Annotated in this window: 23 protein-coding genes; 7 read left to right on the forward strand and 16 right to left on the reverse strand. The window is 74.1% G+C overall.

Going from position 1 to position 22,966, the window contains the following annotated elements; genetic code table 11:
• Nucleotides 1-61: 61 nt before the first annotated feature.
• The 11 genes from SLAV_RS13595 to SLAV_RS13640 all read right to left on the reverse strand — a co-directional run bounded on the left by SLAV_RS13595 (nucleotide 62) and on the right by SLAV_RS13640 (nucleotide 12,823).
• Complete coding sequence (locus SLAV_RS13595; RefSeq protein WP_030225951.1) at nucleotides 62-817, reverse strand: spherulation-specific family 4 protein; 756 nt, start codon at nucleotides 815-817, stop codon at nucleotides 62-64.
• Nucleotides 805-1,824: an SDR family oxidoreductase gene (locus tag SLAV_RS13600; RefSeq protein WP_030225954.1), complete on the reverse strand. Its 1,020-nt coding sequence runs from the start codon at nucleotides 1,822-1,824 to the stop codon at nucleotides 805-807. The genes SLAV_RS13595 and SLAV_RS13600 overlap by 13 nt, the downstream gene beginning before the upstream one ends.
• A gap of 94 nt (nucleotides 1,825-1,918) precedes the next feature.
• Nucleotides 1,919-2,905, reverse strand: coding sequence for a hypothetical protein (locus SLAV_RS13605; RefSeq protein ID WP_078950123.1), 987 nt, complete (start codon nucleotides 2,903-2,905; stop codon nucleotides 1,919-1,921).
• Nucleotides 2,902-4,509: a DUF3492 domain-containing protein gene (locus SLAV_RS13610; protein ID WP_051840325.1), complete on the reverse strand. Its 1,608-nt coding sequence runs from the start codon at nucleotides 4,507-4,509 to the stop codon at nucleotides 2,902-2,904. Before SLAV_RS13610 ends, SLAV_RS13605 begins: the two co-directional genes overlap by 4 nt.
• Nucleotides 4,510-4,702: 193 nt before the next feature.
• Nucleotides 4,703-6,346: a dipeptide ABC transporter ATP-binding protein gene (locus SLAV_RS13615; protein ID WP_030225966.1), complete on the reverse strand. Its 1,644-nt coding sequence runs from the start codon at nucleotides 6,344-6,346 to the stop codon at nucleotides 4,703-4,705.
• Nucleotides 6,343-7,335 (reverse strand): ABC transporter permease, encoded by a 993-nt coding sequence (locus SLAV_RS13620; protein WP_030225968.1) that lies wholly within the window; start codon nucleotides 7,333-7,335, stop codon nucleotides 6,343-6,345. The genes SLAV_RS13615 and SLAV_RS13620 overlap by 4 nt, the downstream gene beginning before the upstream one ends.
• The gene (locus SLAV_RS13625; RefSeq protein ID WP_030225970.1) at nucleotides 7,332-8,315 is read right to left on the reverse strand and encodes an ABC transporter permease; all 984 of its coding nucleotides are present in this window, start codon (nucleotides 8,313-8,315) and stop codon (nucleotides 7,332-7,334) included. The genes SLAV_RS13620 and SLAV_RS13625 overlap by 4 nt, the downstream gene beginning before the upstream one ends.
• On the reverse strand, nucleotides 8,312-10,048 hold the full coding sequence (locus tag SLAV_RS13630) for an ABC transporter substrate-binding protein (protein ID WP_030225972.1): 1,737 nt from the start codon (nucleotides 10,046-10,048) through the stop codon (nucleotides 8,312-8,314). Before SLAV_RS13630 ends, SLAV_RS13625 begins: the two co-directional genes overlap by 4 nt.
• Nucleotides 10,049-10,254: 206 nt before the next feature.
• Nucleotides 10,255-10,350 carry an Ms4533A family Cys-rich leader peptide gene (locus SLAV_RS43380; protein ID WP_323178900.1) on the reverse strand — a complete coding sequence of 32 codons (96 nt, stop codon included), beginning with the start codon at nucleotides 10,348-10,350 and terminating at the stop codon, nucleotides 10,255-10,257.
• A gap of 70 nt (nucleotides 10,351-10,420) precedes the next feature.
• Nucleotides 10,421-11,839 (reverse strand): DUF3152 domain-containing protein, encoded by a 1,419-nt coding sequence (locus tag SLAV_RS13635; protein WP_030225974.1) that lies wholly within the window; start codon nucleotides 11,837-11,839, stop codon nucleotides 10,421-10,423.
• A 3-nt stretch (nucleotides 11,840-11,842) separates the two neighbouring features.
• Nucleotides 11,843-12,823: an alpha/beta fold hydrolase gene (locus SLAV_RS13640; protein WP_030225976.1), complete on the reverse strand. Its 981-nt coding sequence runs from the start codon at nucleotides 12,821-12,823 to the stop codon at nucleotides 11,843-11,845.
• A 134-nt stretch (nucleotides 12,824-12,957) separates the two neighbouring features.
• Here SLAV_RS13640 and SLAV_RS13645 point away from each other — a divergent pair, with 134 nt between their 5' ends.
• From SLAV_RS13645 to SLAV_RS13660, 4 genes are all read left to right on the forward strand, one after another.
• Nucleotides 12,958-13,173, forward strand: coding sequence for an Rv3202a family protein (locus SLAV_RS13645; protein WP_030225977.1), 216 nt, complete (start codon nucleotides 12,958-12,960; stop codon nucleotides 13,171-13,173).
• A 147-nt stretch (nucleotides 13,174-13,320) separates the two neighbouring features.
• Nucleotides 13,321-13,959, forward strand: coding sequence for a TetR/AcrR family transcriptional regulator (locus SLAV_RS13650; protein WP_030225979.1), 639 nt, complete (start codon nucleotides 13,321-13,323; stop codon nucleotides 13,957-13,959).
• A gap of 172 nt (nucleotides 13,960-14,131) precedes the next feature.
• On the forward strand, nucleotides 14,132-14,359 hold the full coding sequence (locus tag SLAV_RS13655) for a DUF3107 domain-containing protein (RefSeq protein WP_030225982.1): 228 nt from the start codon (nucleotides 14,132-14,134) through the stop codon (nucleotides 14,357-14,359).
• A 117-nt stretch (nucleotides 14,360-14,476) separates the two neighbouring features.
• Nucleotides 14,477-14,779 (forward strand): hypothetical protein, encoded by a 303-nt coding sequence (locus SLAV_RS13660; protein ID WP_030225985.1) that lies wholly within the window; start codon nucleotides 14,477-14,479, stop codon nucleotides 14,777-14,779.
• Nucleotides 14,780-14,882: 103 nt separating this feature from the next.
• Here SLAV_RS13660 and SLAV_RS13665 read toward each other — a convergent pair whose 3' ends face one another.
• Nucleotides 14,883-15,641: a ferritin-like fold-containing protein gene (locus tag SLAV_RS13665; protein WP_030225987.1), complete on the reverse strand. Its 759-nt coding sequence runs from the start codon at nucleotides 15,639-15,641 to the stop codon at nucleotides 14,883-14,885.
• Nucleotides 15,642-16,124: 483 nt separating this feature from the next.
• Between SLAV_RS13665 and SLAV_RS13670 the strand changes: the two genes are divergently transcribed.
• From SLAV_RS13670 to SLAV_RS41520, 3 genes are all read left to right on the forward strand, one after another.
• Nucleotides 16,125-18,050 carry a DEAD/DEAH box helicase gene (locus SLAV_RS13670; protein ID WP_037686364.1) on the forward strand — a complete coding sequence of 642 codons (1,926 nt, stop codon included), beginning with the start codon at nucleotides 16,125-16,127 and terminating at the stop codon, nucleotides 18,048-18,050.
• Between the two features lie 90 nt (nucleotides 18,051-18,140).
• Nucleotides 18,141-18,998 (forward strand): alpha/beta fold hydrolase, encoded by an 858-nt coding sequence (locus SLAV_RS13675; protein WP_030225991.1) that lies wholly within the window; start codon nucleotides 18,141-18,143, stop codon nucleotides 18,996-18,998.
• Nucleotides 18,999-19,093: 95 nt separating this feature from the next.
• Nucleotides 19,094-19,246: a DUF8834 family protein gene (locus SLAV_RS41520; RefSeq protein ID WP_167456791.1), complete on the forward strand. Its 153-nt coding sequence runs from the start codon at nucleotides 19,094-19,096 to the stop codon at nucleotides 19,244-19,246.
• A gap of 55 nt (nucleotides 19,247-19,301) precedes the next feature.
• Here the strand turns inward: SLAV_RS41520 and SLAV_RS13680 are convergent, their stop codons facing one another.
• The 4 genes from SLAV_RS13680 to SLAV_RS13695 form a co-directional block, all read right to left on the reverse strand.
• Nucleotides 19,302-19,907, reverse strand: a complete 606-nt coding sequence (locus SLAV_RS13680; RefSeq protein WP_030225993.1) for a MarC family protein — start codon at nucleotides 19,905-19,907, stop codon at nucleotides 19,302-19,304.
• A gap of 62 nt (nucleotides 19,908-19,969) precedes the next feature.
• Nucleotides 19,970-20,839 (reverse strand): PHP domain-containing protein, encoded by an 870-nt coding sequence (locus tag SLAV_RS13685; protein ID WP_030225994.1) that lies wholly within the window; start codon nucleotides 20,837-20,839, stop codon nucleotides 19,970-19,972.
• Nucleotides 20,840-21,328: 489 nt separating this feature from the next.
• The gene (locus tag SLAV_RS13690; RefSeq protein ID WP_030225996.1) at nucleotides 21,329-21,973 is read right to left on the reverse strand and encodes a DUF6758 family protein; all 645 of its coding nucleotides are present in this window, start codon (nucleotides 21,971-21,973) and stop codon (nucleotides 21,329-21,331) included.
• Nucleotides 21,974-22,056: 83 nt separating this feature from the next.
• Entirely contained in the window at nucleotides 22,057-22,641 is a 585-nt protein-coding gene (locus SLAV_RS13695) for a suppressor of fused domain protein (RefSeq protein ID WP_030225998.1), read from the reverse strand.
• Nucleotides 22,642-22,966 lie beyond the last annotated feature (325 nt).

The following is a 22,966-nucleotide window of genomic DNA, read 5'->3' on the forward strand; positions in this document are numbered from 1 at the left end:
GGACTCCGTAGATGGGTATGTCTGAACGGTGGTTCTCCCCGTAACACTGCCACGCCCTTCTTCATTCCGAGACACCCGGTCCGATCCGCGAGACGATTTCGTCCCAGTACCCGGGCATCGAGGCCCACGGGTCCCGGTCGCCCGCCGCGCGCCGGTCCGTGAACCAGATCGTGCCGGCGCCCTGCCAGCGGGCGATCCGCAGCGCCTCCTCCAGGTGGGTCCGCGGCACGCCGTGGACGAGGTGACAGAACGTCTCGGGCGGGTGGTCGGCCGTCCACTCGGCCACCTGCGACCAGCGGTAGTCGGCCCAGGCCCCGGAGAAGGTGACCAGCTGGTCGGCGGCCTCCGTGTAGCCCTCGCACGGGTGCGTGCCGTGTCCGAGGACGATCCGCAGCCCCTCGCCGAGCCCGCGCAGGGTGTCGGTGAGCCGGCGGACCCCGGCGAGGCCGTCCCGGTCACAGGGGGCTCCGGCGAGGTAGAAGCCGCCGACCCCGTACCAGTCGCGGAAGCGGTGGGCGTCGGAGACGAGCTCCCCGAAGGACCGGCTCCCGTCCCGCATGGCGAGATGCCCGAGGACCGTGCCGTCCGCCCGGCCGAGCTTCGCGGCGGCCTCGGTGCAGTGCGGGTCGGGGCGTCCCCCGGGGCCGTCGGAGACGTTGAGCACCGCCCAGTGCAGCGGGGTCCCCGGGCGGGTCAGCTCGGCCCACTCCACCGGGGCGAGCAGCGGGTGCGCGTAACCGGGGATGCCCAGGCCCAGCCGGCCGGCCTCGGTCGCGGCCGCCGCCGTGGCCCCCGGCGGAGTGGTCAGATACGGCACGCCGCCTCCATCCAGATGTCCGCGAGGGACTCCTCCAGGTTGATCCGGGGCCGCCAGCCGAGCCGGTCCCGGGCGGTGCGCACGTCGGCCTGCTGCCAGGCGCCGCAGCCGTCGGGGTAGGGGTACGGCTGGGGAGCCGCGGAGGCGATCTGCTCCGCGGTGGCCTCGGAGCGCGGCGAACCGATGGCGGCCAGGCCCTGCGGGCGGCCGGGGTGACCGTGCGCGGGACCGCCGTGCCCGGGGCCGCCGTGCGGGACGTCCAGTTCGTGCAGGGCGCCGCCGTATCCGGCGACGCGGGCCAGGACGGCCGCCGCGTCGCGCAGCCGGACCGCCCGGCCGGTGCCGATGTTGACGACCCCCTGGGCCGCGGAGAGGGAGGCGGCGTGCACGGCCCGCGCGACGTCCCGTACGTCGACGAAGTCGCGCTGGACGCCGAGGCCGCTCAGCTTGAGCTCGCCGTCCCCGGACTGCATGGCGCGCCGCATCGCCTCGGCGAGCCGGCCCAGCGGGGAGCCCGCGGGGGTGCCGGGGCCGACGGGCGAGAACACCCGCAGGACGACGGCGTCCAGCCCGGACCCGAGCACCAGCTCGGTCGCGGCGAGCTTGCTGACGCCGTACGGTCCGCCGGGTCTCGGCACGGCGTCCTCGGCCGTGGACGAGCCGGGCTGGCTGGGCCCGTACTCGGCGGAGCAGCCGAGCTGGACCAGCCGGGCTCCGCAGCCGCTGCGGCGCAGCGACTCGCAGATGGTGGCGACGGCGACGGTGTTGTGCCGGGTCAGCTCCCGGGCCCCGCCGCGGGTGGCGCCCGCGCAGTTGATGACGACGCCGGGGTGGACGGCGTCCAGGAACCGGGTGAGGGCTCCGGGACTGCCGGTGGCGAGGTCGAAGCGGACGTCGGCGTCGTCGCCGCGGCCGAGCGCGGTGAGCTGGACCGCGGGGTCGGCGAGCAGCCGGTCCGCGACGTAGCGGCCGAGGTAACCGTTGGCTCCGATCAGCAGCACCCTCATCGCGCGGCCCCTGGGTTGGTTGGCTGGCCGGTCATCCTGTTTCTCCTTGGGTGGGTCGGTGGGTGGGGTCGGGGGTCGGTGGGCGGTAGGGCGCTCAGGGCCGCGCGTGGGCCGAGGCGCGGGACAGCGCGAGCACGGCGTGGACGAGGAGTCCCGCGGCCGCGGCGGCCACCGCCGCCGGGGCCGGGACCAGGGCGAGGGCCAGGGCCGCCGCCAGGGGGGCGCGGTGCGCGCCGTGCCGGAGCAGCAGCCGGACCAGGAACAGCAGCACCGCGAGCGGTACGGCCTCGGCCGGGTCGGCTCCGGCGAGCGCGGCCGCCCCCGCGGCGGCCGCGCCGAAGGGCAGCAGGACCCCGGCGAGCAGGGGCCGGGCCCCGGCGGCGAAGTCCTTCAGGGCCCGGCTCCCGGCGAGCCGGCGGCGGGCCCGGGCGGCGTAGTACGCGGCGGCGAGGTGTCCGGGGGCCACGGCCAGCGCGAGGGCGGCTCCGAGCGCCGCCCCGTGCCGGTGGACGGCCCATCCGACGACGGCCGCCGCGAGCAGGTGGGCGGCGTAGGGGAAGCGCCCGGCGGCCCACCGGCCGGGCCACACCAGCGCGCCGGCGGTGAGGAGCACCGTGAGGGGGCCCGTCCACGGCGTCCCGGCGGCGGCCGCGGCGAACGCGAGGGCGCCGGGCAGCAGGGCGCAGCCGAACCGGCGCACGGCCCGGGGCCCCGCCGGGGTCCGCGCGGGCGGCGGCGTAGGGGTCTCGCCGCGCGGGGTGCGGGCGTACAGCTCCTCGGCGAGGGAGAACACGTCCCGGTGCCGGAACCGTGCGGCGGTGCGGTCGGTGATGCCGTGCGCCTCCAGCCCGGCGGCGACCTCCAGGGCGTCGACGGCCCGCTCGCACAGCTCCCGGTGGCGGTGCAGCAGGGCCTTGACGGGATCCCCGCCGCCCCGGCGCCGGGCCGACTGCGCGCCCGCCGGTCCGGCCGCGCCCGCGCTCGGGGCGCGGGGGCCCGGGGACGGGGCTCCCGGCCGCGCGGTACCGGTGTCGTCGGCTGCGGGGCCGTCCGTGACGGCGTACGGGTCGACGGTCGTCATGCCGCCGCCTCCGGATCCGGTGCGGGGGTGACGGGCGGGGCCCACGTGGGGGTGGTCCAGTGCCCCGGCACCCGTGCCTCGGCGGGCCGCTCGAAGGGGACCTCCCCGTCGGGCCGTGCGGAGCCGCGGGCGAGCAGCAGCTGGTAGCCGTCCTCGAAGGCGGCCGCGTTCTGCTCGACGGTGAACAGCTCCAGCGCCCTGGCCCGTCCCGCCGCCCCCAGCCGCTGGGCCCGCTCGGGGTCCCGCAGCAGCGCGAGGCAGGCGTCGGCGAGCGCCCGCGGGTTGCGGGGCGGCACGACCAGTCCGGTGCCGCCGATGACCTCGCGGACGGCTCCGACGTCGGTGGACACGGTGGCGCGCCCGCAGAACATGGCCTCGGCGAGGGTGAGGGGGAAGCCCTCGATCACCGAGGACAGCAGCACGATCCGGCCTGCCCCGTACGCGTCGGCCGGGGCGGGCGTCTCGGGGCCGCCGATCTCCTCGAAGGAGACCGGGTTCTCCCCCACCGTCCGCGCGTCGGCGGCCTCGTCGGGGAAGAGCTGCGCGGCCAGCGACCGGCAGTCGGCCAGGTAGCCGGGCACGGCGGCGGTCGCGAAGATCCGCAGCCGGGTGTCCGGCGCGGCCCGGCGGACCTCGGCGAAGGCGTGCAGCAGGCCGATCAGGTCCTTGGCGGGTTCCACGCGGCCGATCCACACCAGGGTGTCCGGGTCGCCGCGGTCCGGGTCCTCGCCGACGGCGGCGAATCGGTCCGCCTCCATCCCCGGGTACACGGTCCGCAGCCGCTCCCGCGGGGCCCCGCAGCGCTCCTGCCAGCGGCGGGCGTGCGCGTTGCCGGGGGTGAGGAGGTCGGCGGCGGCGTAGATCTCGCCGGCGAGCCGGCCGTGGAAGGCCGCGAGCAGGGCGCGCAGGGCGGGCCGGTCGTCGCCGCCGTGCTCCAGGTAGTGGGTGCGCAGCGCGACCCCGTACTCGGTGACCAGCAGCGGGACCCCGAAGAAGCGTTTGGCCAGGAGTCCGGGGAGCGCAGCCAGCCCGCCGGCCGCGGCGTGGCAGACGTCGACGGCGCCGAGTCCGGGGTCCTCGTACCAGTCGAGGGACAGCGGCCGCAGCATCCGTTCGAGGGCGTCGACGAACTCCAGCAGGTCGGGGACCCGGGCCGTCGCCACGCTGCGGCCCGCGCCCGGGGCGCGGCAGCCGGCCTCCACGGTCCGTACGGCCGTCTCGGAGCGCAGGGCCGCGTACATCCCGCCCTGTTCCCGGGCGAGGGCGGCCAGTTCGTAGAGCCCGGCGGCGAAGGATGCGGCGGCTTCGGGCCCGTCCGCGCAGATCCCTCGGACCAGGTCCTCGAAGCCGGCGGTGAAGCGCCGCCGTTCGCGCCGCGAGTACGTGCGCCCGTCGTCGCCCGGGGCCCACGGCGCGGCGGTCCGCACCCGGATGACGTGCCCCGGGAGCGGGAGCAGGCCGCGGGCCTCCTGGCCGGCGCTGCGGCTCAGCGCGTAGAGCTCGAACTCGTGCCGCGGGAGCCCGCGCACGAGCCGGTCGCACCAGAGCCCGGTCTCTCCCGCCGCATACGGATAACCACCTTCCGTGACCAGTCCGATCCGCACGAGTGCACCCCCGATCTCCCGTTCCTGGCGGTCGCCGTCGGTCCGGCGACCCGCCGCGGAAGAACTCAAGCGGATGTGCCGGTGGCGCGACGGACGGTTGTCCGTCGCGCCACCGGAAGGGGTGAAGAGTCGTAACTTTCCCGTACGGTTCGCGTTCGAGCACGCTAAAAAGGGGGTCCGCGTCCGTGCGGGCCTACGCGAACGCCTCCTGCCGCGCGGAGCGCCGCCGTGCCGCCAGGCCCGGGTCGAGGGCCGGTACGGCGTCCAGCAGCCGCCGGGTGTAGGGGTGGGCGGGGCGGTCGTAGACCTCGTCGACCGGGCCCTCCTCGACGATCAGTCCGCCGCGCATGACCGCGACCCGGTCGCTGACCTGCCGGACCACCGCGAGGTCGTGGGCGATGAAGACGAGCGCGATCCCCAGCTCCCGCTGGAGTTCCGCCAGCAGGGCGGTGACCTGTGCCTGGGTGGTGACGTCGAGGGCGGACACCGGTTCGTCGCAGACGATCAGCGACGGTTGCGGGGCCAGGGCGCGGGCGATGCCGACGCGCTGGCGCTGGCCGCCGCTGAACTCGTGCGGGTAGCGGTCGTAGTGCCCGGGCTCCAGGCCGACGCGGGTCAGGAGTTCCTCGACGCGGGCCCGGATCGCGGCCTCGTCGCGCTGCCCGGCCGCGCGCAGCGGATCGGCGATGGACTCGCCCACGGAGCGGCGCGGGTTGAGGGAGGACACCGGGTCCTGGAACACCATCTGGGCGCCGGGCGCGATGCCCGCGGTCTCCCGGCCCTCGTGGTGGATCCGGCCGGAGCCGGGTTCCAGCAGTCCGACGAGCATCCGCCCGAGGGTGCTCTTGCCGCTGCCGGACTCCCCCACGATGCCGAGCGTCTCCCCGCGGCGCACCGCGAGCGAGACCCCTTCGGCCCGGTCGGGCCCGCCCACGGCGAGGACGCGCCGCTTCCCGCGGCCGAACTCCCGGCGCAGGCGGAAGGCTTCGACGACGGGTTCGTCCGCGTCGGTGGCCGGGCGCGGCCGGGGGGTGCGCGGCCCGTCGAGCCGCGGGACGGCCGCCAGCAGCTCGCGGGTGTACGGGGCCCGGGGGGCGGACAGCACCCGGTCCACGGGCCCCCGCTCCACGGCGGCGCCGCCGCGCATCACCAGCAGGTCGTCGACGCTGCCGGCCGCCACGCCCACGTCGTGCGTAACCAGCAGCAGCCCCAGGCCCCGCTCCTCGCGCAGGCCGTGCAGCAGGTCGAGGATCTGGGCCTGGACGGTCACGTCGAGGGCGGTGGTGGGCTCGTCCGCGATCAGCAGCCGGGGTTCGCAGGCCAGCGCCATCGCGATCAGGGCCCGTTGGCGCATGCCGCCGCTGAACTCGTGCGGCCGGGAGCGGGCGCGGCGGGCCGCGTCGGGGATGCCCACCCGGTCGAGGACCTCGACGGCGCGGGCGCGGGCGGCGCGCCTGGTGGCGGTGGTGTGGATCCGGTACACCTCGGCGATCTGGTCGCCGATGGCGTGGTACGGGTCGAGGGAGCTGAGCGGGTCCTGGAAGACCATGGCAGCGACTCCCCCGCGCAGCCGGCGCAGTTCCCCCGCGTCGGCGGAGCCCACGTCGGTGCCGCCGACGCGGACGGTGCCGCCGAGCCGGGCGCCGGTGCCGCGGTGCAGTCCGAGCAGGGCGGCGGCCACGGTGGACTTGCCGCTGCCGGACTCGCCGACGAGGGCCAGGGCGCGGCCGGGTTCCAGGGTGAAGGACAGCCCGTCCACGGCGCGCAGGTACTCCCCCGGCGCGCCGACGGGGAAGTCCACCACCAGGTCGACGGCGTCCACGAGCGGTTCGGTCATGCCAGGGCCACCCTTCGGTCCGCTACGGCGTACAGCAGGTCGGCGACGGCGCCGGCGATCACGACGGCCGTGCCGATGGTGAGGACGACGCCGACGACCACGGGCAGGTCCACGACCCGCACCCCGTCGATGAGGGTCTTGCCGAGGCCGGGGATCCCGAAGAGGGATTCGGTGAGCACGGCGCCGCCGATCATCGTGCCGAAGTCCACGGCGCTGAGCGCGATCACGGGCGCGACGGCGCCGCGCACCGCGTGCCGGGTGACCAGGGCCCGCTCCCCCACCCCGTAGGCGCGGAAGGTGCGGATGTGGTCCTCGGCGAGGGTCTCCAGGGTGGAGCTGCGGGTGAGGCGCGCGTATTTGGCGCTCTCGAAGAAGCCGAGGGTGACCCAGGGCAGCAGCAGGTTCCAGGCCCACTGCTCGGGGTCGTCGCCGAAGGGCACGTACGTCGGGAAGGGCAGCCACCGGAGGTAGGCGCAGACGGCCATGAGCAGCAGCAGTCCGAGGATGAAGACGGGGGTGCCGGTCGCGGCGAGGGTCACCACGGTCAGGAGCCGTTCGGTGAGCCCGCCGCGGCGGACCGCCGACAGGAGTCCGGTGCCGACGCCGATGACGAGCCAGATCACGAGGGCGCCGAGCGCCAGCGAGAAGGTGGCGGGCAGCCGCTCCAGGAGGAGTTCGGTGACCTGCCGGTCGTTCTGGTACGAGAAGCCGAGGCAGGGCGCGTCGCAGTGCAGCACCAGTCCGGCGCCGCCGGAGTAGTCCCGGCCGGCCAGCACCCCCTGGAGGAAGCGCAGGTACTGGGTGGGGACGGAGTCGTTCAGCCCGAGCTGTTCGCGGACCTGGGCGATCTGCTGCGGGTTGCAGCGTTCCCCGCAGGCGAGGCGGGCGGGGTCGCCGGGGGCGAGGTAGAAGAGGGCGTAGACGACGGCGGACAGGGCGAGCAGGACCAGCAGGGCCGCGCCGAGCCGTCTGAGCACGAAGCCGGTCACGTCGTGCGCTCCTTTCCGGTGCCGACCCGCAGGCGCGAGCCCTCGCGCGGGTCGAGGGCCGTACGGACGCCGTCGCCGAGGACGGTGAAGGCGAGCACGGTGACGAAGAGCAGTCCGGCGGGGAGCAGGACGTAGGCGGGGTCGGCGCGGAACCAGGTCTGCGCGCTGGAGAGCATCTGCCCCCAGGACGGGGTGGGCGGCTTCACGCCGACGCCGAGGAAGGACAGCGAGGCCTCGATCACCATGTTGGTCGGGACCTTGATGGCGGCGAGGGTGATGACGGGTGCGGCCAGGGAGGGCAGCAGTTCGCGGCGGGCGATCCGCAGGGTGCCGTTGCCCGACAGCCGGGCGGCCTCCACGAAGTCCAGGCCGCGCAGGGAGAGGGTCTGGGCGCGTACCAGCCGGGCGGTGCCGCCCCAGTCGAGGACGCCGATGACGAGGACCAGCAGCAGCGGGCGCGGGAAGTCGGGCGGGACGACGGCGGTCAGGGCGATGGCCAGCACCAGCATGGGCAGGGCGATCATCACGTCGGTGACGCCGCCGATGAACCGTCCCAGGATGCGGTGGCCGAGGGCGGCGGTGAGCCCGGCGGCGACGCCGAGGAGGACCTGGAGGGCGGTGGCGCCGAGGGCGACGAGCAGGGAGATCCGGGCGCCGTAGAGCAGCCGGACGAACAGGTCGCGGCCGCTGCCGGGTTCGACGCCGAGCCAGTGGTCGGCGGAGATCCCGCCGAAGGAGCCGAGGGGTACGCCGCCGCGGGCGGAGTCGACGAGGTCGTCGTGGTAGGCGTTCGGGTCCTGGCCGGTGAGCTGGGCGAACAGCGGTGCGGCGAGGGCGAGGAGGACGAGGAGGGCCAGGACGGCGGCGGCGGCGACGGCGGAGGGCCGCCGGCGCAGCCGCCGCCAGACCTGGCGGCCGGTGCCCGCGGCCGGGGTGGTGACCCCGGCCGCGGGCACCGGCCCGGTGGTCAGGACGCTCACTTGACGGCGACCTGGGAGATGTCGAGGACGCCGGTCCAGTCGCTGATGACGACGTTCTTGACGCCCTTGCCGACGAGCCGCTTGTAGACGGGGTGGAAGAGCGGCACGTCCAGGGCCTGCTCGCCGATCTTCTTGTCGAGGGCGCCCCAGCGCTTGCCGGCCGCCGCGAGGTCGGTGAGCTTGGCGATCTCGTCGATCTCGGCGTTCACGGCGGGGTCGTTCAGCTGGGCGTGGTTGTAGTTGGAGCCGTTGGTGACGATCTGCCGGCCGTCGAAGATCGGCGCGAGGAAGGGTCCGCCGGAGGGCCAGTCGGCGCCCCAGCGGGAGAGGAAGAAGCCGGGGGTGTTCTTGGCGTCCCAGCGCCGCTCGTTGAAGGCGTTGGTCTCCAGCCCTTCGAGCTTGACGGTGATGCCGGCGGCGGCGAGGGCCTGCTGGACGGCGGTGGCGATCTCGGGGCTGGTCTGGCGGTTCTGGGCGTTGGAGTGGGTGAGGGTGATGGTGAGCCCGTCGGCGAAGCCCGCCTCCTTGAGGAGCTCCTTGGCCTTGGCCGGGTTGCCCGTCTTCCCGGCCGGGAAGGGGTCGTACGGGGTGTACCCGAAGGCCTCGCGCTCGGGCAGGAAGGTGGTGGCCGGCTCGGCCAGCGCGGAGCCGCCGGCCGCGTTGACGACGCTGGTGCGGTTGACCGCGTAGGCGATGGCCTGGCGGACCTTCGGATTGTCGAAGGGGGCCACCTTCGGGTTGAAGGCCAGGTAGTTGACGTAGCCGAAGTGGCCGGTGCCGACGCGGGAGGCCAGCTCCTTGTTGTCGCCGATCTGGGCGAGTTCGGCGGGGCCCAGGTTGGTGTCGGTGGTGACGGCGGCGGCGTCGGGGCCGGAGCTGGTGGACAGCCGCTGGTTGATGACGGCGGCGTCGAGCCCGGAGCGGACGTCGATCCGGTCCGGATAGGCCTTGCGCTCCTCGTCGGTCTTCGGGTCCCAGTTCTCGTTGCGCTCCAGCAGCAGGGTCTCGCCGTCGCCGGTGTTCTTGGCGACCTTGTACGGGCCGGAGGACACCGGGTGCTCCTCGTACTTGACGCCGGTGTCCTTGGCCTTGGGCACGGGGGCGAACTGCGTCTGGGTGGCGAGGAAGGGGAACTCGCCCTCGGGCTTGCGGAGTTTGAAGACGATGGTCTTCGCGTCGGGCACCACGATGGAGTCGAGGCCCTTGCCGCCGTCCTTGTACGGGCCCTCGTAGGTCTCCCCGCCGACCAGCCAGTCCCGCAGGTAGGGGGCGCCGCCCGAGAGCTCGGCGGCGAAGGAGCGCTCGATGCCGTACTTGATGTCGGCGGTGGTGATCGGGCTGCCGTCCTCGTACTTCAGCCCGTCCTTGAGGGTGTACGTCCACTCGGTGGCGTCGGCGTTGGGCCTGCCGAGGTCGGTGGCCAGGTCGGGGACGACCTTGGCGCCGGCCGGACCGTCCTCGCGGTTGCGGGTGGTGAGCGTGCGGAACACCAGCGAGGGGACGTTTCCGCCGCCCGAGGTGTAGAGGCGGGCGGGGTCGAAGTCGCTCTGCGGCTCGTTGTTGAGGACGGTCAGGGTGCCGCCCTTCTGCGGGGCCGAGCCGGAGGCGCCGGGCCCGCCGCCGGCGGAGGCCTTGTCCGCGGCGTCCTCGGGCCCGCAGGCGGCGGCGCCTCCGGCCAGTACGAGGCTGACGGCGACCGCGGCCACACGGCGCGATATCTGGGACTGGCGCATGGGAAAAGGGACCTCTCGGCGTGCAGCGGCACGATGGCTGCCGGCTGCTGGATGCGGTGTACGGGATGCGGAAGCGGCCGCGCGGGAGGCGGCGTTCGGGATCACCGGTGGAAATGCGCACCGAGGAGGAGGACGCCGCGCCCGCGGGCAGGAGGGCCCGGGCGCGGCGAGACGGTTCGGAAACGGGTCGCGCGCTCAGGCAGGCGTCAGCGACAGAAGATGTCGGCCACGCTGTGCGCGGCCACACCGAGGAGCGCCAGCTCTATGGCGGCGCTCGCGGCGGTGGTGTGGCGGTGCGACATGCGGAGAACAATTACCGATCACCGGACGCGCTGTCAACGCGGCATCCGGTCGCCCATCGGTCTTCTCCGGTCAACTCCCGGGGAACACCCACGGGTTGGGCAGGCAGTGGATGTTGTCGATGTCGAGGGACTTGGTCTGCTGCTGCATGATCGGCGCGAGCGAGCCCGGGGTCTGGCAGCTCACGTGCCCGTGGCCGAGCCGGTGGCCGACCTCGTGGTTGATGAGCATCTGCCGGTACGCGAGCATCTGGTCCGGGCCGTAGGTCGGTGAGCCCTGGGCCCACCGGAAGGCGTTGATCATCACGCGTTCGGTGGCAGCGGAGTCGCAGGAGACGTTGTCCACGGTGGTGTCCAGGCCGGACTTCGCGCACCAGGTGCCGGTGGTCCCGGGGCTGGCCAGGGTGATCACGAAGTCGGCCTCGCCGGCCGGGACCCGCTCGAAGGTCATCGCACCGCCGTGGCCCCAGCTGCGCGGGTCGTTGAGGGTGCGCTGCACGGCCTCGGCGAACAGCTGCGGGTCCAGGCCCAGCCCCTGTTCCACGTCGACGCGGTAGCGCACCACCTTGCCCTTGCCCGGCGCCTTGGCAAACCCGGGGACGGTGTCGAAGGTGCCGGGACCGGCGAGCTTCGCGTCGATGGGCAGCTGCCGCGCCATCTGCTGTTCGTAGGTCTGCGGCTGCGCGGCGGCGGCGGGCGGGTTGGCCGGGGTGGCGCGGCCGTCGGAGCGGGAGGCGGCGGACTGGCCGCTCAGGGAGCGTTCGGGGGCGTCGTCCCCGGCGGCGTGCGCGTTGCCGGGGGCGGAGTCGCTGTCGGCGACCACCTGACCCGCGACGACGACGGCCAGCACGGTGGTGACGGCCGCCGCGGCCATCCCGGTGTACGTACGGATCCGCCCGCCCCGGACCGGCGCGGACGGCTCGGCGGCCCCGGAGCCCGCGGGGGTCTCGGGTGCCTGGGGCCGGCGCGGACCGGGCACCCGGCGGTGGGAGCCGGTGGAGGTCAGGGGGTCGGGCGCGGGCGGCGGGGGCGCCACCGTGACCCGGGGGAAGCCGACGGCGGGGGTGCCGAAGGCCGGGGTGTCGGTGTCCCGGGCGGGCATCCCGGCGTCGCGCACGGGGATCCGGGCGCCGCGCACGGGCGTGTCGGCGCCGCGCGCGGGCGGGGTGTGCACGGGCGGGGTGGGCGCGGCCGCGCGGGGGGCGCCGCGCCAGTCCCCGTGGACGGCGGCGGACGCGGGGGCGGGCTCCGCTCCCCAGGCCCCGCCGGGCTCGCGCTGCTCGGGGTGCCCGCCGGGGCGGGCACCGGGCGGGGCGGGACGGGCCGGCGGGGCGTAGCCCCGGTGGCTGACGGTGGCCTCGGCGCTCCGGCGCGCTCCGGGCGCGCCGTCGAACACCGGTCCGGGTGTGAAGGGCTCGGGCTCCGGCTCCGGCGGCGCGGCCTCCGGCCGCGGACGGGCAGGGGCGGAGTCCTTGCGACTATGTCGTCCCACGGTTCAGCCCTTGCTGTCTTCGGTGTTCCGGTCGGTGTCGTGCAGCAGCTCCCGGAAGGCGGCGGCCACCACCTCGGGGTACTCCATCATCGCCACGTGGCCGGCCTCGGGCAGGCTCAGCAGTCTCGATCCGCGGAAGGCCGCGGCGGCCCTGCGCGCCATCCGGTACGAGACCAGCTGGTCCCGGCCGCCGTAGACCAGCAGCGTCGGCGCGAGCACGCGCCCGGCCTGGCGCCACAGTCCGTGCTGGCCACCGAGGGTGTAGGCGTCGACGATCCCGCGCGAGGAACGCGTCATCGCCTCCCAGAAGTACGGCAGCTCCATCCGGCGTCGCATCTCCTCGACGGCGGCCCGGAAGCCTTCCTCCGTCACCCGTGAGGGGTCTCCGTAACAGAGGCCCGTCACCCCCAGGGTGCGTTGTTCGGCGCTCAGGCCCCGGGTGAGGCGGACGAGCAGGGGTGCCGCGCCCGGTACGGCGAGCAGGGCGGTGGGCACCGCCGACCACTGCACGCGCAGCTCGGGCAGCGCGGGCGAGACCAGGGTCAGGGTGCGCACCAGGTCGGGCCGGACCGCGGCGACGCGGGTGGAGACGGCGCCGCCCAGGGAGTTGCCGAAGAGGTGGACGGGGCCGCGCCCGGCGGCGTCGAGGTGGCGGATGACCGCGCGGGCGAGTCCGGTGACGGAGTAGTCCCGGTCGGCGGGCGGCGGCGACCAGCCGAAGCCGGGCAGGTCGACGGCCTCGCCGTCGACGCTGTCGGCCAGCCGCTCCATGAGCTCCGACCAGTTCTGCGAGGAACCGCCGAGTCCGTGCACGAAGAGCGCGGGCGGCAGCCCTTCCCTCGTCGGTGGCCGGAAACGTACGTTCATCTCCAGGCCCGGCAGCGCGACGGTGCGCAGCTGCTCTCCTTCGGCCACCCGCGCGGCTCCCACCTGGGGGGTCGGCTCGACGGTGGACCGCACACCCGGCAGCTCGGTCGAAGACATGGGCCAATGTTACGAGACGATCACGCTCGCCCCCGTGTCTTCGCTTGTGTTGGCGGTCACAGGATCGTCTGGCGGCCTGCCCCCGATCCTCCTAGGCTCATAGGGAGGAGGACGAGGGAAGCGAGGGGAGCGCGATGACAGTCGATCCTGCGGAACCGGAGACCTTCCGCAAGGAGCTCCGGGAAACGCTCAACACCGAGGCGCCGGAGGCGGACGCCGCAGAGCAGGACATCGAGATCCAGCCGCAGGAGGACGATTCGCTCACCGACCTGGAGCCCCTGGAAGCCCCGGAGGCGGATGCCGCGGAGCAGGCGCGAGTGGTCCCGCTGGACGAGGACGACTACCGCTGACGGGCGCTGACCAGCGTGTCAGGGGTGTGTCCGGGTGGTCCGTACCGCGAGAAAACTCGGCTTGAACCCACCAGATTCGGTTACCGAAAAGTACGATGGCGGCGCGGCGCAGAGCGCACTGTGTTCTTAGAGAAAGTGGGAGGCGGCGTGACAGCCATCGAGCAGACCGAGGCAGCGCGTCCGCGGGGCACGCGACTGCCGCGCCGTGCCCGGCGCAACCAGCTGCTGGGCGCAGCCCAGGAGGTGTTCGTCGCGCAGGGCTACCACGCCGCCGCGATGGACGACATCGCGGAGCGCGCCGGGGTCAGCAAGCCGGTGCTGTACCAGCACTTCCCCGGCAAACTCGACCTGTACCTGGCGCTGCTGGACCAGCACTGCGAGGCACTGCTGGTGGCGGTGCGCACGGCACTGGAGTCCACCAGCGACAACAAGCTGCGCGTCGCCGCGACGATGGACGCCTACTTCGCGTACGTCGAGGACGAGGGTGGCGCGTTCCGGCTGGTGTTCGAGTCCGACCTGACGAACGAGCCCGCGGTGCGCGAGCGCGTCGACCGGGTCTCGCTCCAGTGCGCGGAGGCCATCTCGGACGTCATCGCCGAGGACACGGGCCTGTCGAAGGACGAGTCGATGCTGCTGGCCGTGGGCCTGGGCGGGGTTTCCCAGGTGGTGGCCCGGTACTGGCTGTCCAGCGAGAGCCCGGTCGCCCGTGACACGGCGGTGGGGCTGCTGACCTCGCTGGCCTGGCGCGGTATCGCCGGCTTCCCGCTGCACGGCACGGAGGGCTGAGCGGGCGGGGCCGGGCGAGGGGTCCGGGCGGGCGCCGGGGCCGGGCCCTGACCGGCCGCTGTTCGCTGCGAGCGTGTCCGCCACGAGCCGATCGCATCCCCTCACCGGGCTAATGTGGACCGGGTAACGGCGCGGCTGATCGCGCGAAACGGACCGTCGGAGGGACATAGCCGTGGAGGTCAAGATCGGCGTGCAGCACGCACCCCGGGAGATCGTGCTGGAGAGCGACCTGAGCGCCGAGGAGCTGGAGAGCGCCGTCGTCGCCGCACTGTCCGGCACGGCGCCGCTGCTGAGCCTGACCGACGTCAAGGGCCGCAAGGTCCTCGTGCCGTCCGACCGCCTGTCGTACGTCGACCTGGGCGAGCCGAGCGTGCGGAAGGTCGGTTTCGGAGCTCTCTGAGGCACCGGGAACTGAGGGGAACGGCCCGGCGGTTGACACCGCCGGGCCGTTTCCGTTTCTTCCGCTTCGGGTAGGACCGCAGTGACCCGGTTTGCCCTGACGTATGGGAGTGACCTGATGCTGCTGTTGGAGGCGATCGGCTCCGGCCTGCTGGGCCTCGCCCTGGCGGGCGCCGCCGTGCGCGTACTCGCCAAGCGGCTTCCGTCCACCAGAACGGTGCTGGTCAGCGGGGTGGCGGGGGCCCTGTTCGGGGCGTACCTCACCCACACCGCGCTCGGTCCGTGGCACAACACCGTGGCCGCGACCTGCCTCGGCGGGCTGGGCGTGTCGGCCGTCGTGCTCTCGCTGCTCCTGCGGCCGGCGGCGGGTTCCGGGCGCAGGTCCCGCAGGCCTCCGTTTTCGCTCCCGTCGCGGGGTTGAGCCGCGCTGGAGTCTGACCCGCGGCGCACACGCGCGAAGGCCCCGGCCGCCGCGGGGCTGCGCGGCCGGGGCCTTCGCCCGCGTACGGACGGGCGGGGCGGGTTCAGGCCGCGAGGCCGAGAGCCGCCATCCGCTTGGTGTGGGCCTTGGTGATGCGGGTGAACATCTCGCCGACGGCCGCCAGGTCGAAGCCGGCCGCCATCCCGTCGACGCCGCCGACCAGCATGGTGGAGAGCGCGTCGCGCTCGGCGACCACGCGCTGGGCCTGCGAGAGGGCCTCGCCCATGAGACGGCGGGCCCACAGCGCGAGCCGGCCGCCGCAGCGCGGGTCGGCCTCGATCGCGGCACGGACCTTCTCGACGGCGAAGCCGCCGTGGCCCGTGTCGTCGAGGACGCCGACGACCAGGGCGCGGGTGTCGGTGTCGAGGTGGGTGGCGACCTCGCGGTAGAAGTCGCTGGCGATCGAGTCGCCGACGTAGGCCTTGACCAGACCCTCCAGCCAGTCGGAGGGCGCGGTCTGGCGGTGGAAGTCGTCCACGCCCTTGGCGAAGGGCTCCATCGCCTCGGTGGGCTCGGCGTCGATCGCCGCGAGCCGGTCGCGCAGCCGCTCGAAGTGGTGGAATTCGGCGGAGGCCATCTTCGCGAGCTCGGCCTTGTCGCCCAGGGTGGGCGCGAGCTTGGCGTCCTCGGCGAGGCGCTCGAAGGCCGCGAGTTCCCCGTACGCCAGCGCGCCGAGCAGGTCCACCACGGCGGCGCGGTACTGGGGCGAGGCCGAGGCGGTCGCCCAGTCCTGGGCGGCGATGCCCTGCGCGCCGTCGGGCGCGCCGTCGTCGGCGGGAGATGCGTTTTCTACGGTCGACATGCTCCGCACAATAGCCCGCCGAAAGGCGACACGAACCACCTGCTCAGTCCACGTAAACGCGCCTACCCGGTGAATTCACCCGACACACCTGCGCGATTCCGGGGTACAGTGGTAATGCGCCTGCCGGAATGCTCGGCGGGCCATCCGAATGAGGATGCCCGGTCGGTGGCCCGATCGGCTCCAACCCGACCGCCCTCTGTGCGGTGCGTACGTCCATGCGTACCACCTCCGCACGAGGGGCCCCCTCAGCGGCACGAGCGCTTGAGCGAAGGCTAGTGGTCCCGCGCAGCTTCGTACGACCTGCCCGAACCTGGGTGGGCGCAGTACTGCAAGCCCGGCACGGTACGACCCCCCTCGCCGCCTCGCGCCGCGTCTCACAGAAGAGGCAGCACCCTGACTACGTTCCGAGACCTCGGGATCTTTCCCGAGACGGCCGAGGCCCTTGAGGCCGTCGGCATCGTGTCCCCCTTCCCGATCCAGGAGATGACCCTCCCCGTCGCCCTCTCCGGCACGGACGTCATCGGCCAGGCCAAGACCGGCACCGGCAAGACGCTGGGCTTCGGCCTCCCCCTGCTGGAGCGGGTCGTCGTCCCCGCGGACGTCGAGGCCGGCCGGGCCACGCCCGAGCAGCTGACCGACGCGCCGCAGGCCCTCGTGGTGGTTCCCACCCGCGAGCTGTGCACCCAGGTCACCAACGACCTCCTGACCGCGGGCAAGGTCCGCAACGTCCGCGTCCTCGCCATATACGGCGGCCGCGCGTACGAGCCCCAGGTCGAGGCCCTCAAGAAGGGCGTCGACGTGATCGTCGGCACCCCGGGCCGCCTCCTGGACCTGGCCGGGCAGAAGAAGCTGGACCTCTCCCGCGTCAAGGCCCTCGTCCTGGACGAGGCCGACGAGATGCTCGACCTGGGCTTCCTGCCCGACGTCGAGAAGATCATGGGCTACCTGCCCGCGAAGCGTCAGACGATGCTGTTCTCGGCCACCATGCCGGGCGCCGTCATCGGTCTGGCCCGCCGGTACATGACCCAGCCGACGCACATCCGCGCCGTCTCCGAGGACGGCGAGGGCGCGACCGTCGCCAACATCAAGCAGCACGTCTTCCGTGCGCACAACATGGACAAGCCGGAGCTGGTCTCCCGCATCCTGCAGGCCGAGGGCCGTGGCCTGGCCATGATCTTCTGCCGCACCAAGCGCACGGCGGCCGACATCGCCGAGCAGCTGGAGAAGCGCGGCTTCGCCTCCGGCGCCGTCCACGGCGACCTGGGCCAGGGCGCGCGCGAGCAGGCCCTGCGCGCGTTCCGCAACGGCAAGGTCGACGTGCTGGTGTGCACCGACGTCGCCGCGCGCGGCATCGACGTCGAGGGCGTGACCCACGTCATCAACTACCAGACGCCCGAGGACGAGAAGACCTTCCTGCACCGCGTGGGCCGTACCGGCCGCGCGGGCAACAAGGGCACCGCCGTCACCCTGGTCGACTGGGACGACATCCCGCGCTGGCAGTTGATCAACAAGGCGCTGGAGCTCGACTTCCACGAGCCCGAGGAGACGTACTCCACGTCCCCGCACCTGTACGAGCAGCTGAACATCCCGGCCGGCACCAAGGGCATCCTGCCGCGCGCCGAGCGCGTGCGGGCCGGCCTGAAGGCCGAGGAGCTCGAAGACCTCGGCGAGACCGGCGGGCGCGGTGGCCGTGGCGGCCGCGGCGCGGCCGCTGCCGCCGTGGTGACCGAGGAGCGTCCCGCGCGTACCCGTACGCCGCGCCAGCGCCGCCGCACCCGTGGTGGCGAGGAGCTGGGCGACACGGCCGTGGCCGCCCCCGCGGCGGCTCCGGCCGCCGAGGCCCCCTCCGCCCCTGGCGCGCCCGCCGCCGACGAGCCGCGCCGCCCGCGCCGCCGCCGCACCCGGGTCGCCGCTCCGGCCGTGGTGGCCGAGGCCGCCGTGGTCGAGGCCCCCGTGGCCGTCATGGTCGAGGCGCCCGTGGCTCCGGCCGTCGTCGAGGTCCCGGCTCCGGCCGTGTCCGAGGAGACTCCGGCCAAGCCGAAGCGCACCCGGACCCGCAAGCCCACGCAGACCCCGGTCGCGCCGCTGGCCACCGCCGCCCTCGTGGTGGAGGAGGCTCCGGTGAAGGTGCGTCGTCCCCGCAAGGTCGCCGCTCCCGCCGTGGACGAGCCGGACTTCCAGATGGCCCCGCCGGTGGAGCCCGTCAAGGCCCGCCGCACCCGGGCGCCGCGCAAGGCCGCCGAGGCGCCCGTCGCCGCGGTGACCGAGGAGGCCCCCGCGAAGCCGAAGCGCACCCGGACCCGCAAGGTCGCCGAGGCCGCGCCGGTCACCGAGGCCGCCGCCGAGGCTCCCGCGAAGCCCAAGCGCACCCGGACCCGCAAGGTCGCCGAGGCCGCGCCGGAGGCGTAGGGCTCACACCCTCACGACGGCCCCGGCCCCCTTCCCAGGGGGCCGGGGCCGTCCTCGTACCCGGGCCTACGGGCCGGTAACCTCGGGGCCATGAGCAAGCCGCCGCGCCTCACCCTGCCGCCCGCCGCCCGCGCGTACCGCCTGACGACCGACCGCGGCGCCTTCGCCGTGCACGAGGCCGGTGAGCCCGTGCTCGGCACCGCCCTCCTGCTCCCGGGCTTCACCGGCAGCAAGGAGGACTTCATCGCCCTGCTGGAGCCCCTGGCCGCGGCCGGCTTCCGGGTCCTCGCCGTCGACGGGCGCGGCCAGTACCAGACCCCGGGGCCGCGCGAGGAGTCCGCGTACGGGCTCCAGGAGCTGGGCCGGGACGTCCTGGCGCAGGCCGCGGCGGCCGGCGGGGGGCCGCTGCACCTGGTCGGCCACTCCCTGGGCGGCCTGGTCGCCCGCGCGGCGGTGCTGCGCGACGCCTCCCCCTTCGCCTCCCTCACCCTGATGAGCAGCGGGCCGGGCGCGATCGCCGAGGAGCAGCGGGCGCGTACGAAGCTGCTGGTCGCGGCCTTGGAGGCGATGCGGGAGGACATGCCGGGGGTGTGGGAGGCGATGCGGGCCCACGATCCCGAGGACGCGGTTCCCGACGCGCCGGAGCTGGCGCGGTTCCTTCGCGAGCGCTGGCTGGGCACCGTACCGGAGCAGCTGATCGCCACGGGGCGGGTGCTGATCTCGGAGCCGGACCGGGTGGCGGAGCTGGCGGAGGTGCCGCTGCCGAAGCTGGTGCTGTCGGGGACGGTGGACTACGCGTGGCCGGTGCCGCTGATGGACGAGATGGCCGTCCGGCTGGGCGCGTCCCGGGTCCTGGTGGAGGCTGCCGAGCACTCGCCGAACGCCGAGAACCCGCAGGTCACAGCCGATTCTCTAGTGAGGTTTTGGCGATCCTTGAGCGCTCGGTAGTTAGCTAAGGAAAAAATTTCCTTAGCGTAGGGAATGTTTCTGGTGCACCACCCGTTGAACCCTTCGCAAGGAGAAAACCGACGAAGGGAGAAGCCATGCGCTTCGAGATTCTGCGCCTGAACGACGTCGACGGGTCCGCCGTGGACAGCACCGTCGTGGACGCGGCCTCCGTCAACCGGATCGTGCAGCAGGCCGCCGCGGTGGGCCAGCGCATTCTCATCCGGCCGGCCGAGACGGCGTCCTCCTGATGCTTTCGACGGCGCCCCCGCACCGAGGACGGTGCGGGGGCGTTCGCATGCGGTCTCAGGCGCCGTGCACGACCTGGAGCACACCGTTGATGATCTGCTGGACGGCGATGGCCGACAGCATCATGCCCGCGAGGCGGGTGACCAGGACGACGCCGCCGTCCTTGATGATCCGGATGATCACGAGCGAGTAGCGCATGGTCAGCCACAGCACCACGTGCATGGCGATGATCGCGCACCACACGGAGACCTGGCCGGTGAAGCCGTCGGCCTTCTGCACGGCCAGGATCACGGACACGATCGCACCGGGGCCGGCCAGCAGCGGCATGCCCAGCGGGACGAGGGCGACGTTGACGTCCTTGGTCTGCTTGGGCTCGTCCGTCTTGCCCGTGAGCAGGTCGAGCGCGATCAGCAGGAGCAGCAGGCCGCCCGCGATCATCAGCGCGGGGACCGAGACGTGCAGGTAGTCGAGGATCTGCTGGCCGCAGATACCGAAGACGGCGATGACGCCGAAGGCCACGCAGACGGCCTGCCAGGCCATGCGGCGCTGGACCTTGGCGGGGCGCCCCGAGGTGAGGGCGAGGAAGATCGGCGTGATCCCCGGGGGGTCCATAATCACAAAAAGCGTGAGAAAAAGGGATCCGAAGACGGCGAAATCAAACACAGTGATGCCTTGCAGGTGAGGGGTGTCGCGAAAAGAGGGGTGTGGGGAGGGCCGCGCGCCGCTCAGGCGCGGGCGGCGGATCCGCCGGCGCCCGGAACGGGGAAGGCCCCGGTGGCGCGGCGCGTGATCTCGCCGTAGATCTCGGGGTCGGTCGTGTACTCCCCGAGGCGGCAGGTCTTGCGGCTGCCGTGGTAGTCGCTGGACCCGGTGGCCAGCAGGCCGAGGTCGGCCGCGAGGCCGCGCAGCCGGTCGCGGGTAGCCGCGTCGTGGTCCATGTGGTCCACCTCGATGCCGTCCAGACCGGCGGCCGCGAGGGCGGCGATCGCCGACTCGGGCACGCACTCGCCGCGCTTGACGGCGGCGGGGTGCGCGAAGACGGTGACCCCGCCGGCCGCCTTGACCAGGCGGATGGCGTCGAAGGGGTCGAGCTCGTGCTTCTCGGCGTAGGCGCGGCCGCCGTCGGCGAGCCAGTCCGCGGTGAACGCGTCGGAGACGGTGGGCACCACGCCGAGCTCCACCATGGCGGTGGCTATGTGCGGGCGCCCCACGGAACCGGCGCCCGCGATCCGGGCCACCTGCTCCCAGGTGACGTCCACGCCGAGCGCCCGCAGCTTGCCGACCATGGCCTGCGCGCGGGGGGTGCGGTCGTCGCGCACGAGCTCGCGCTCACGGGAGAGCTCGGGCTCCTGCGGATCGAAGAGGTACGCGAGCATGTGCATCCCGACCCCGTCGAGACGGCAGGACAACTCGGCGCCGGTCACGAGCGTGAGGCCGGGCGGCAGGGCCGCGATGGCCTCGGCGTATCCCCCGACGGTGTCGTGGTCGGTCAGCGCGACGACGTCCAGCCCGGCGGCCGCGGCGTTGGCGACCAGCTCGGCGGGGGTGTCGGTGCCGTCCGAAGCCGTGGAGTGGGTGTGCAGGTCGATGCGCACAGCCGGGCTCCAGGGTTTGAACGGACGGGGACACTCCAGGGTACCTGTGCCCTGGGCGGGCGGCGTCCGTGCGCCTTGGGCGGGTCCGCCGCTGCGCGGGGCCGTCCCCTACCCGCCCTTCCACCATCCCCCAGACTCCGTCCGGGGGGACCCCCAACCGGGCTCCGCCCGGACCCCTTCGGGGGCTCCGCCCCCCACCCCCGCGCCTCAAACGCCGGCGAGGCTGGATGTGCCTGGCGGCGACTGGATTGCCCGGAGGGCAATTCCAGCCCCGCCGGCGCTTGAGGCGCGGGCGCGGAGCGCCGTGTGGTGAGCCGCGCCGGCGTCTGAGGCGGGAACGGTGGAAGGGCGGGTAGGGGACAGCCCGCGCAGCGGCACGCACCCGCAGACGACGGGCAGCGGCCCCGCCCAGCAGGCCGCCGGACGGAGTCCGGCGCAGCGGCGCGAAGCCGGAGAGGCCCGCCAGGGCCGAGCCGCGCGAGCGGCGCGTCAAGAAGGCGACAGGATGCGGGGGGTCAGTGCCCCGCAAGGGAGGAGTTCGACCTCCGAGCCCGCGTCGCGGAGATCGGTGAGGACGAGTTCGTCGTACATGAGGAGACCCGACTGCTCCGGCCAGACGATGGCCCACAGCCACAGCCCCCGCGCCTCGCCCGCGAACACCGCCCGGTCGTCCGGCGCCCCCGCGACGTGCCACAGCGGCGTCGGCCGCCCCGCCGCGACGACCTTGGCGTGCGGCGGGGCGGAGACCTTCATGTACGGGCCCGGGTCGGGGCCGTCGATGCCCGCGAAGCGGGAGCCCAGCCCCACGCCCAGTTCCTCCGCGATCAGCAGCAGCTCGCCTATGCCGCCCAGCGGCCCCGGCCCGGAGCAGGCCACGGCCGTGGCCCGGCCCCCGCTGCGGTCGTCACCGGCGGTCGCGACCCCGGTGAAGAGCCACCCCACGGGCAGTGGCCACGGCATCCAGACGGGCACCTGGGCCCGGTTCACCACCACGCCGAGACCCTCGACGCTCGGTGGGATGACAGGCTGTAGCGGATGGACGGCGCCGTGCACCGCGCACTGCCAGGAGTCGGCGAAAAGACCGGGCGCTCGGACCCGGCCACCGCACTTCGGGCAACTCGGTTCGCCCCTCATAAGAAGCACGCTCCTCCCCGCCCGGCGCGCCGTCAAGGCACGATCACCCGTCCGGATGTCATCCGTACCCGCGGGCGCGCCGGTCAGTCCAGTGCGACGGCCGTACGCAGAGGGTCCCGCAGATCGGTGCCGCGCGCGAGCCAGCGTTCCTGGAGGGCCGCCGCGCCGTGCACCCGCTTCCACGCGGCCTCGTTCGCCGTCATCGGGAGGAGGGGCAGGAAGCGGACGGGGTCCATGGGCTCGTCCAGTGCGAGGTCCTCGACGAGTCCGCCCGGCTCGGCGACGAGGACCGAGCTGAACGCGGCCCCCTCCCACAGCGGTTCGCCCACGTCCAGGGAGGCGCCGGGGGCCACGATCAGCCCCTCCACCATCGGGGAGGCCGCCAGCACCGCGAGCGGGCGCAGGAGTTTGTCGGTCGGGGCCAGGCCCGCCCGCACGGTGAGCACCAGCTCGGCGCGCGGGCCGCGCACCGGGTCGGCGACCACGGCGGTGGGGTCGGTCATCGGGTGTGCGGACATCCCGAGGGTCGCGTACCGGACGAGGTCGCCCTCGGCGAAGCGGAGTACCTCGATGCGGTCGGTGCCCAGGAAGGTGACGGCGGCACGGGCGTCGGGTTCGCCGAACGCGTTGCGCAGCCGGGCCTCGACGAGGGCCAGAATTTCTGCCATGGAGCGAGCATAGAACTCCTATCCCCCGGGTAAAGGGCGGGTCTTGACCATCCGTCGGCTGATAGTGTTGACAGCTGGTCGGGGCCGCACGCAGAAGCGATGTTTCGGTGCTCCGGCGACAGGACGTCCCTCACGGGGGACCGGCCGGAGGAGGTGGGGCTGCGATGGATCGAAGTCGATCGTGCAGTACCGATCGCTCTTCCGCTTCTGTGCAGGGTGCGTCCCGCCCCCTTTGATCTTCTGATCAGCAGAAGAGCGACGGCAGAACTTCCGTCCTCCCGTCCTGTTTCCCTCCATCCGCCCGGGTCTGCCCGCCCGCGCTCCC

This window comes from Streptomyces lavendulae subsp. lavendulae (assembly GCF_002803845.1).
Classification (GTDB): Bacteria; Actinomycetota; Actinomycetes; order Streptomycetales; family Streptomycetaceae; genus Streptomyces; species Streptomyces lavendulae.

Excerpts from the sequence above, each read along its gene's own strand:
- SLAV_RS13600 (WP_030225954.1), bottom strand. The coding sequence starts at position 1,824 with ATGAGGGTGCTGCTGATCGGAGCCAACGGTTACCTCGGCCGCTACGTC.
- SLAV_RS41520 (WP_167456791.1), top strand. The coding sequence starts at position 19,094 with ATGCGCTTCGAGATTCTGCGCCTGAACGACGTCGACGGGTCCGCCGTG.
- SLAV_RS13690 (WP_030225996.1), bottom strand. The coding sequence starts at position 21,973 with ATGAGGGGCGAACCGAGTTGCCCGAAGTGCGGTGGCCGGGTCCGAGCG.
- SLAV_RS13640 (WP_030225976.1), bottom strand. The coding sequence starts at position 12,823 with ATGTCTTCGACCGAGCTGCCGGGTGTGCGGTCCACCGTCGAGCCGACC.
- SLAV_RS43380 (WP_323178900.1), bottom strand. The coding sequence starts at position 10,350 with ATGTCGCACCGCCACACCACCGCCGCGAGCGCCGCCATAGAGCTGGCG.
- SLAV_RS13695 (WP_030225998.1), bottom strand. The coding sequence starts at position 22,641 with ATGGCAGAAATTCTGGCCCTCGTCGAGGCCCGGCTGCGCAACGCGTTC.
- SLAV_RS13660 (WP_030225985.1), top strand. The coding sequence starts at position 14,477 with ATGCTGCTGTTGGAGGCGATCGGCTCCGGCCTGCTGGGCCTCGCCCTG.
- SLAV_RS13665 (WP_030225987.1), bottom strand. The coding sequence starts at position 15,641 with ATGTCGACCGTAGAAAACGCATCTCCCGCCGACGACGGCGCGCCCGAC.
- SLAV_RS13630 (WP_030225972.1), bottom strand. The coding sequence starts at position 10,048 with ATGCGCCAGTCCCAGATATCGCGCCGTGTGGCCGCGGTCGCCGTCAGC.
- SLAV_RS13675 (WP_030225991.1), top strand. The coding sequence starts at position 18,141 with ATGAGCAAGCCGCCGCGCCTCACCCTGCCGCCCGCCGCCCGCGCGTAC.
- SLAV_RS13615 (WP_030225966.1), bottom strand. The coding sequence starts at position 6,346 with ATGACCGAACCGCTCGTGGACGCCGTCGACCTGGTGGTGGACTTCCCC.
- SLAV_RS13605 (WP_078950123.1), bottom strand. The coding sequence starts at position 2,905 with ATGACGACCGTCGACCCGTACGCCGTCACGGACGGCCCCGCAGCCGAC.
- SLAV_RS13670 (WP_037686364.1), top strand. The coding sequence starts at position 16,125 with ATGACCCTCCCCGTCGCCCTCTCCGGCACGGACGTCATCGGCCAGGCC.
- SLAV_RS13645 (WP_030225977.1), top strand. The coding sequence starts at position 12,958 with ATGACAGTCGATCCTGCGGAACCGGAGACCTTCCGCAAGGAGCTCCGG.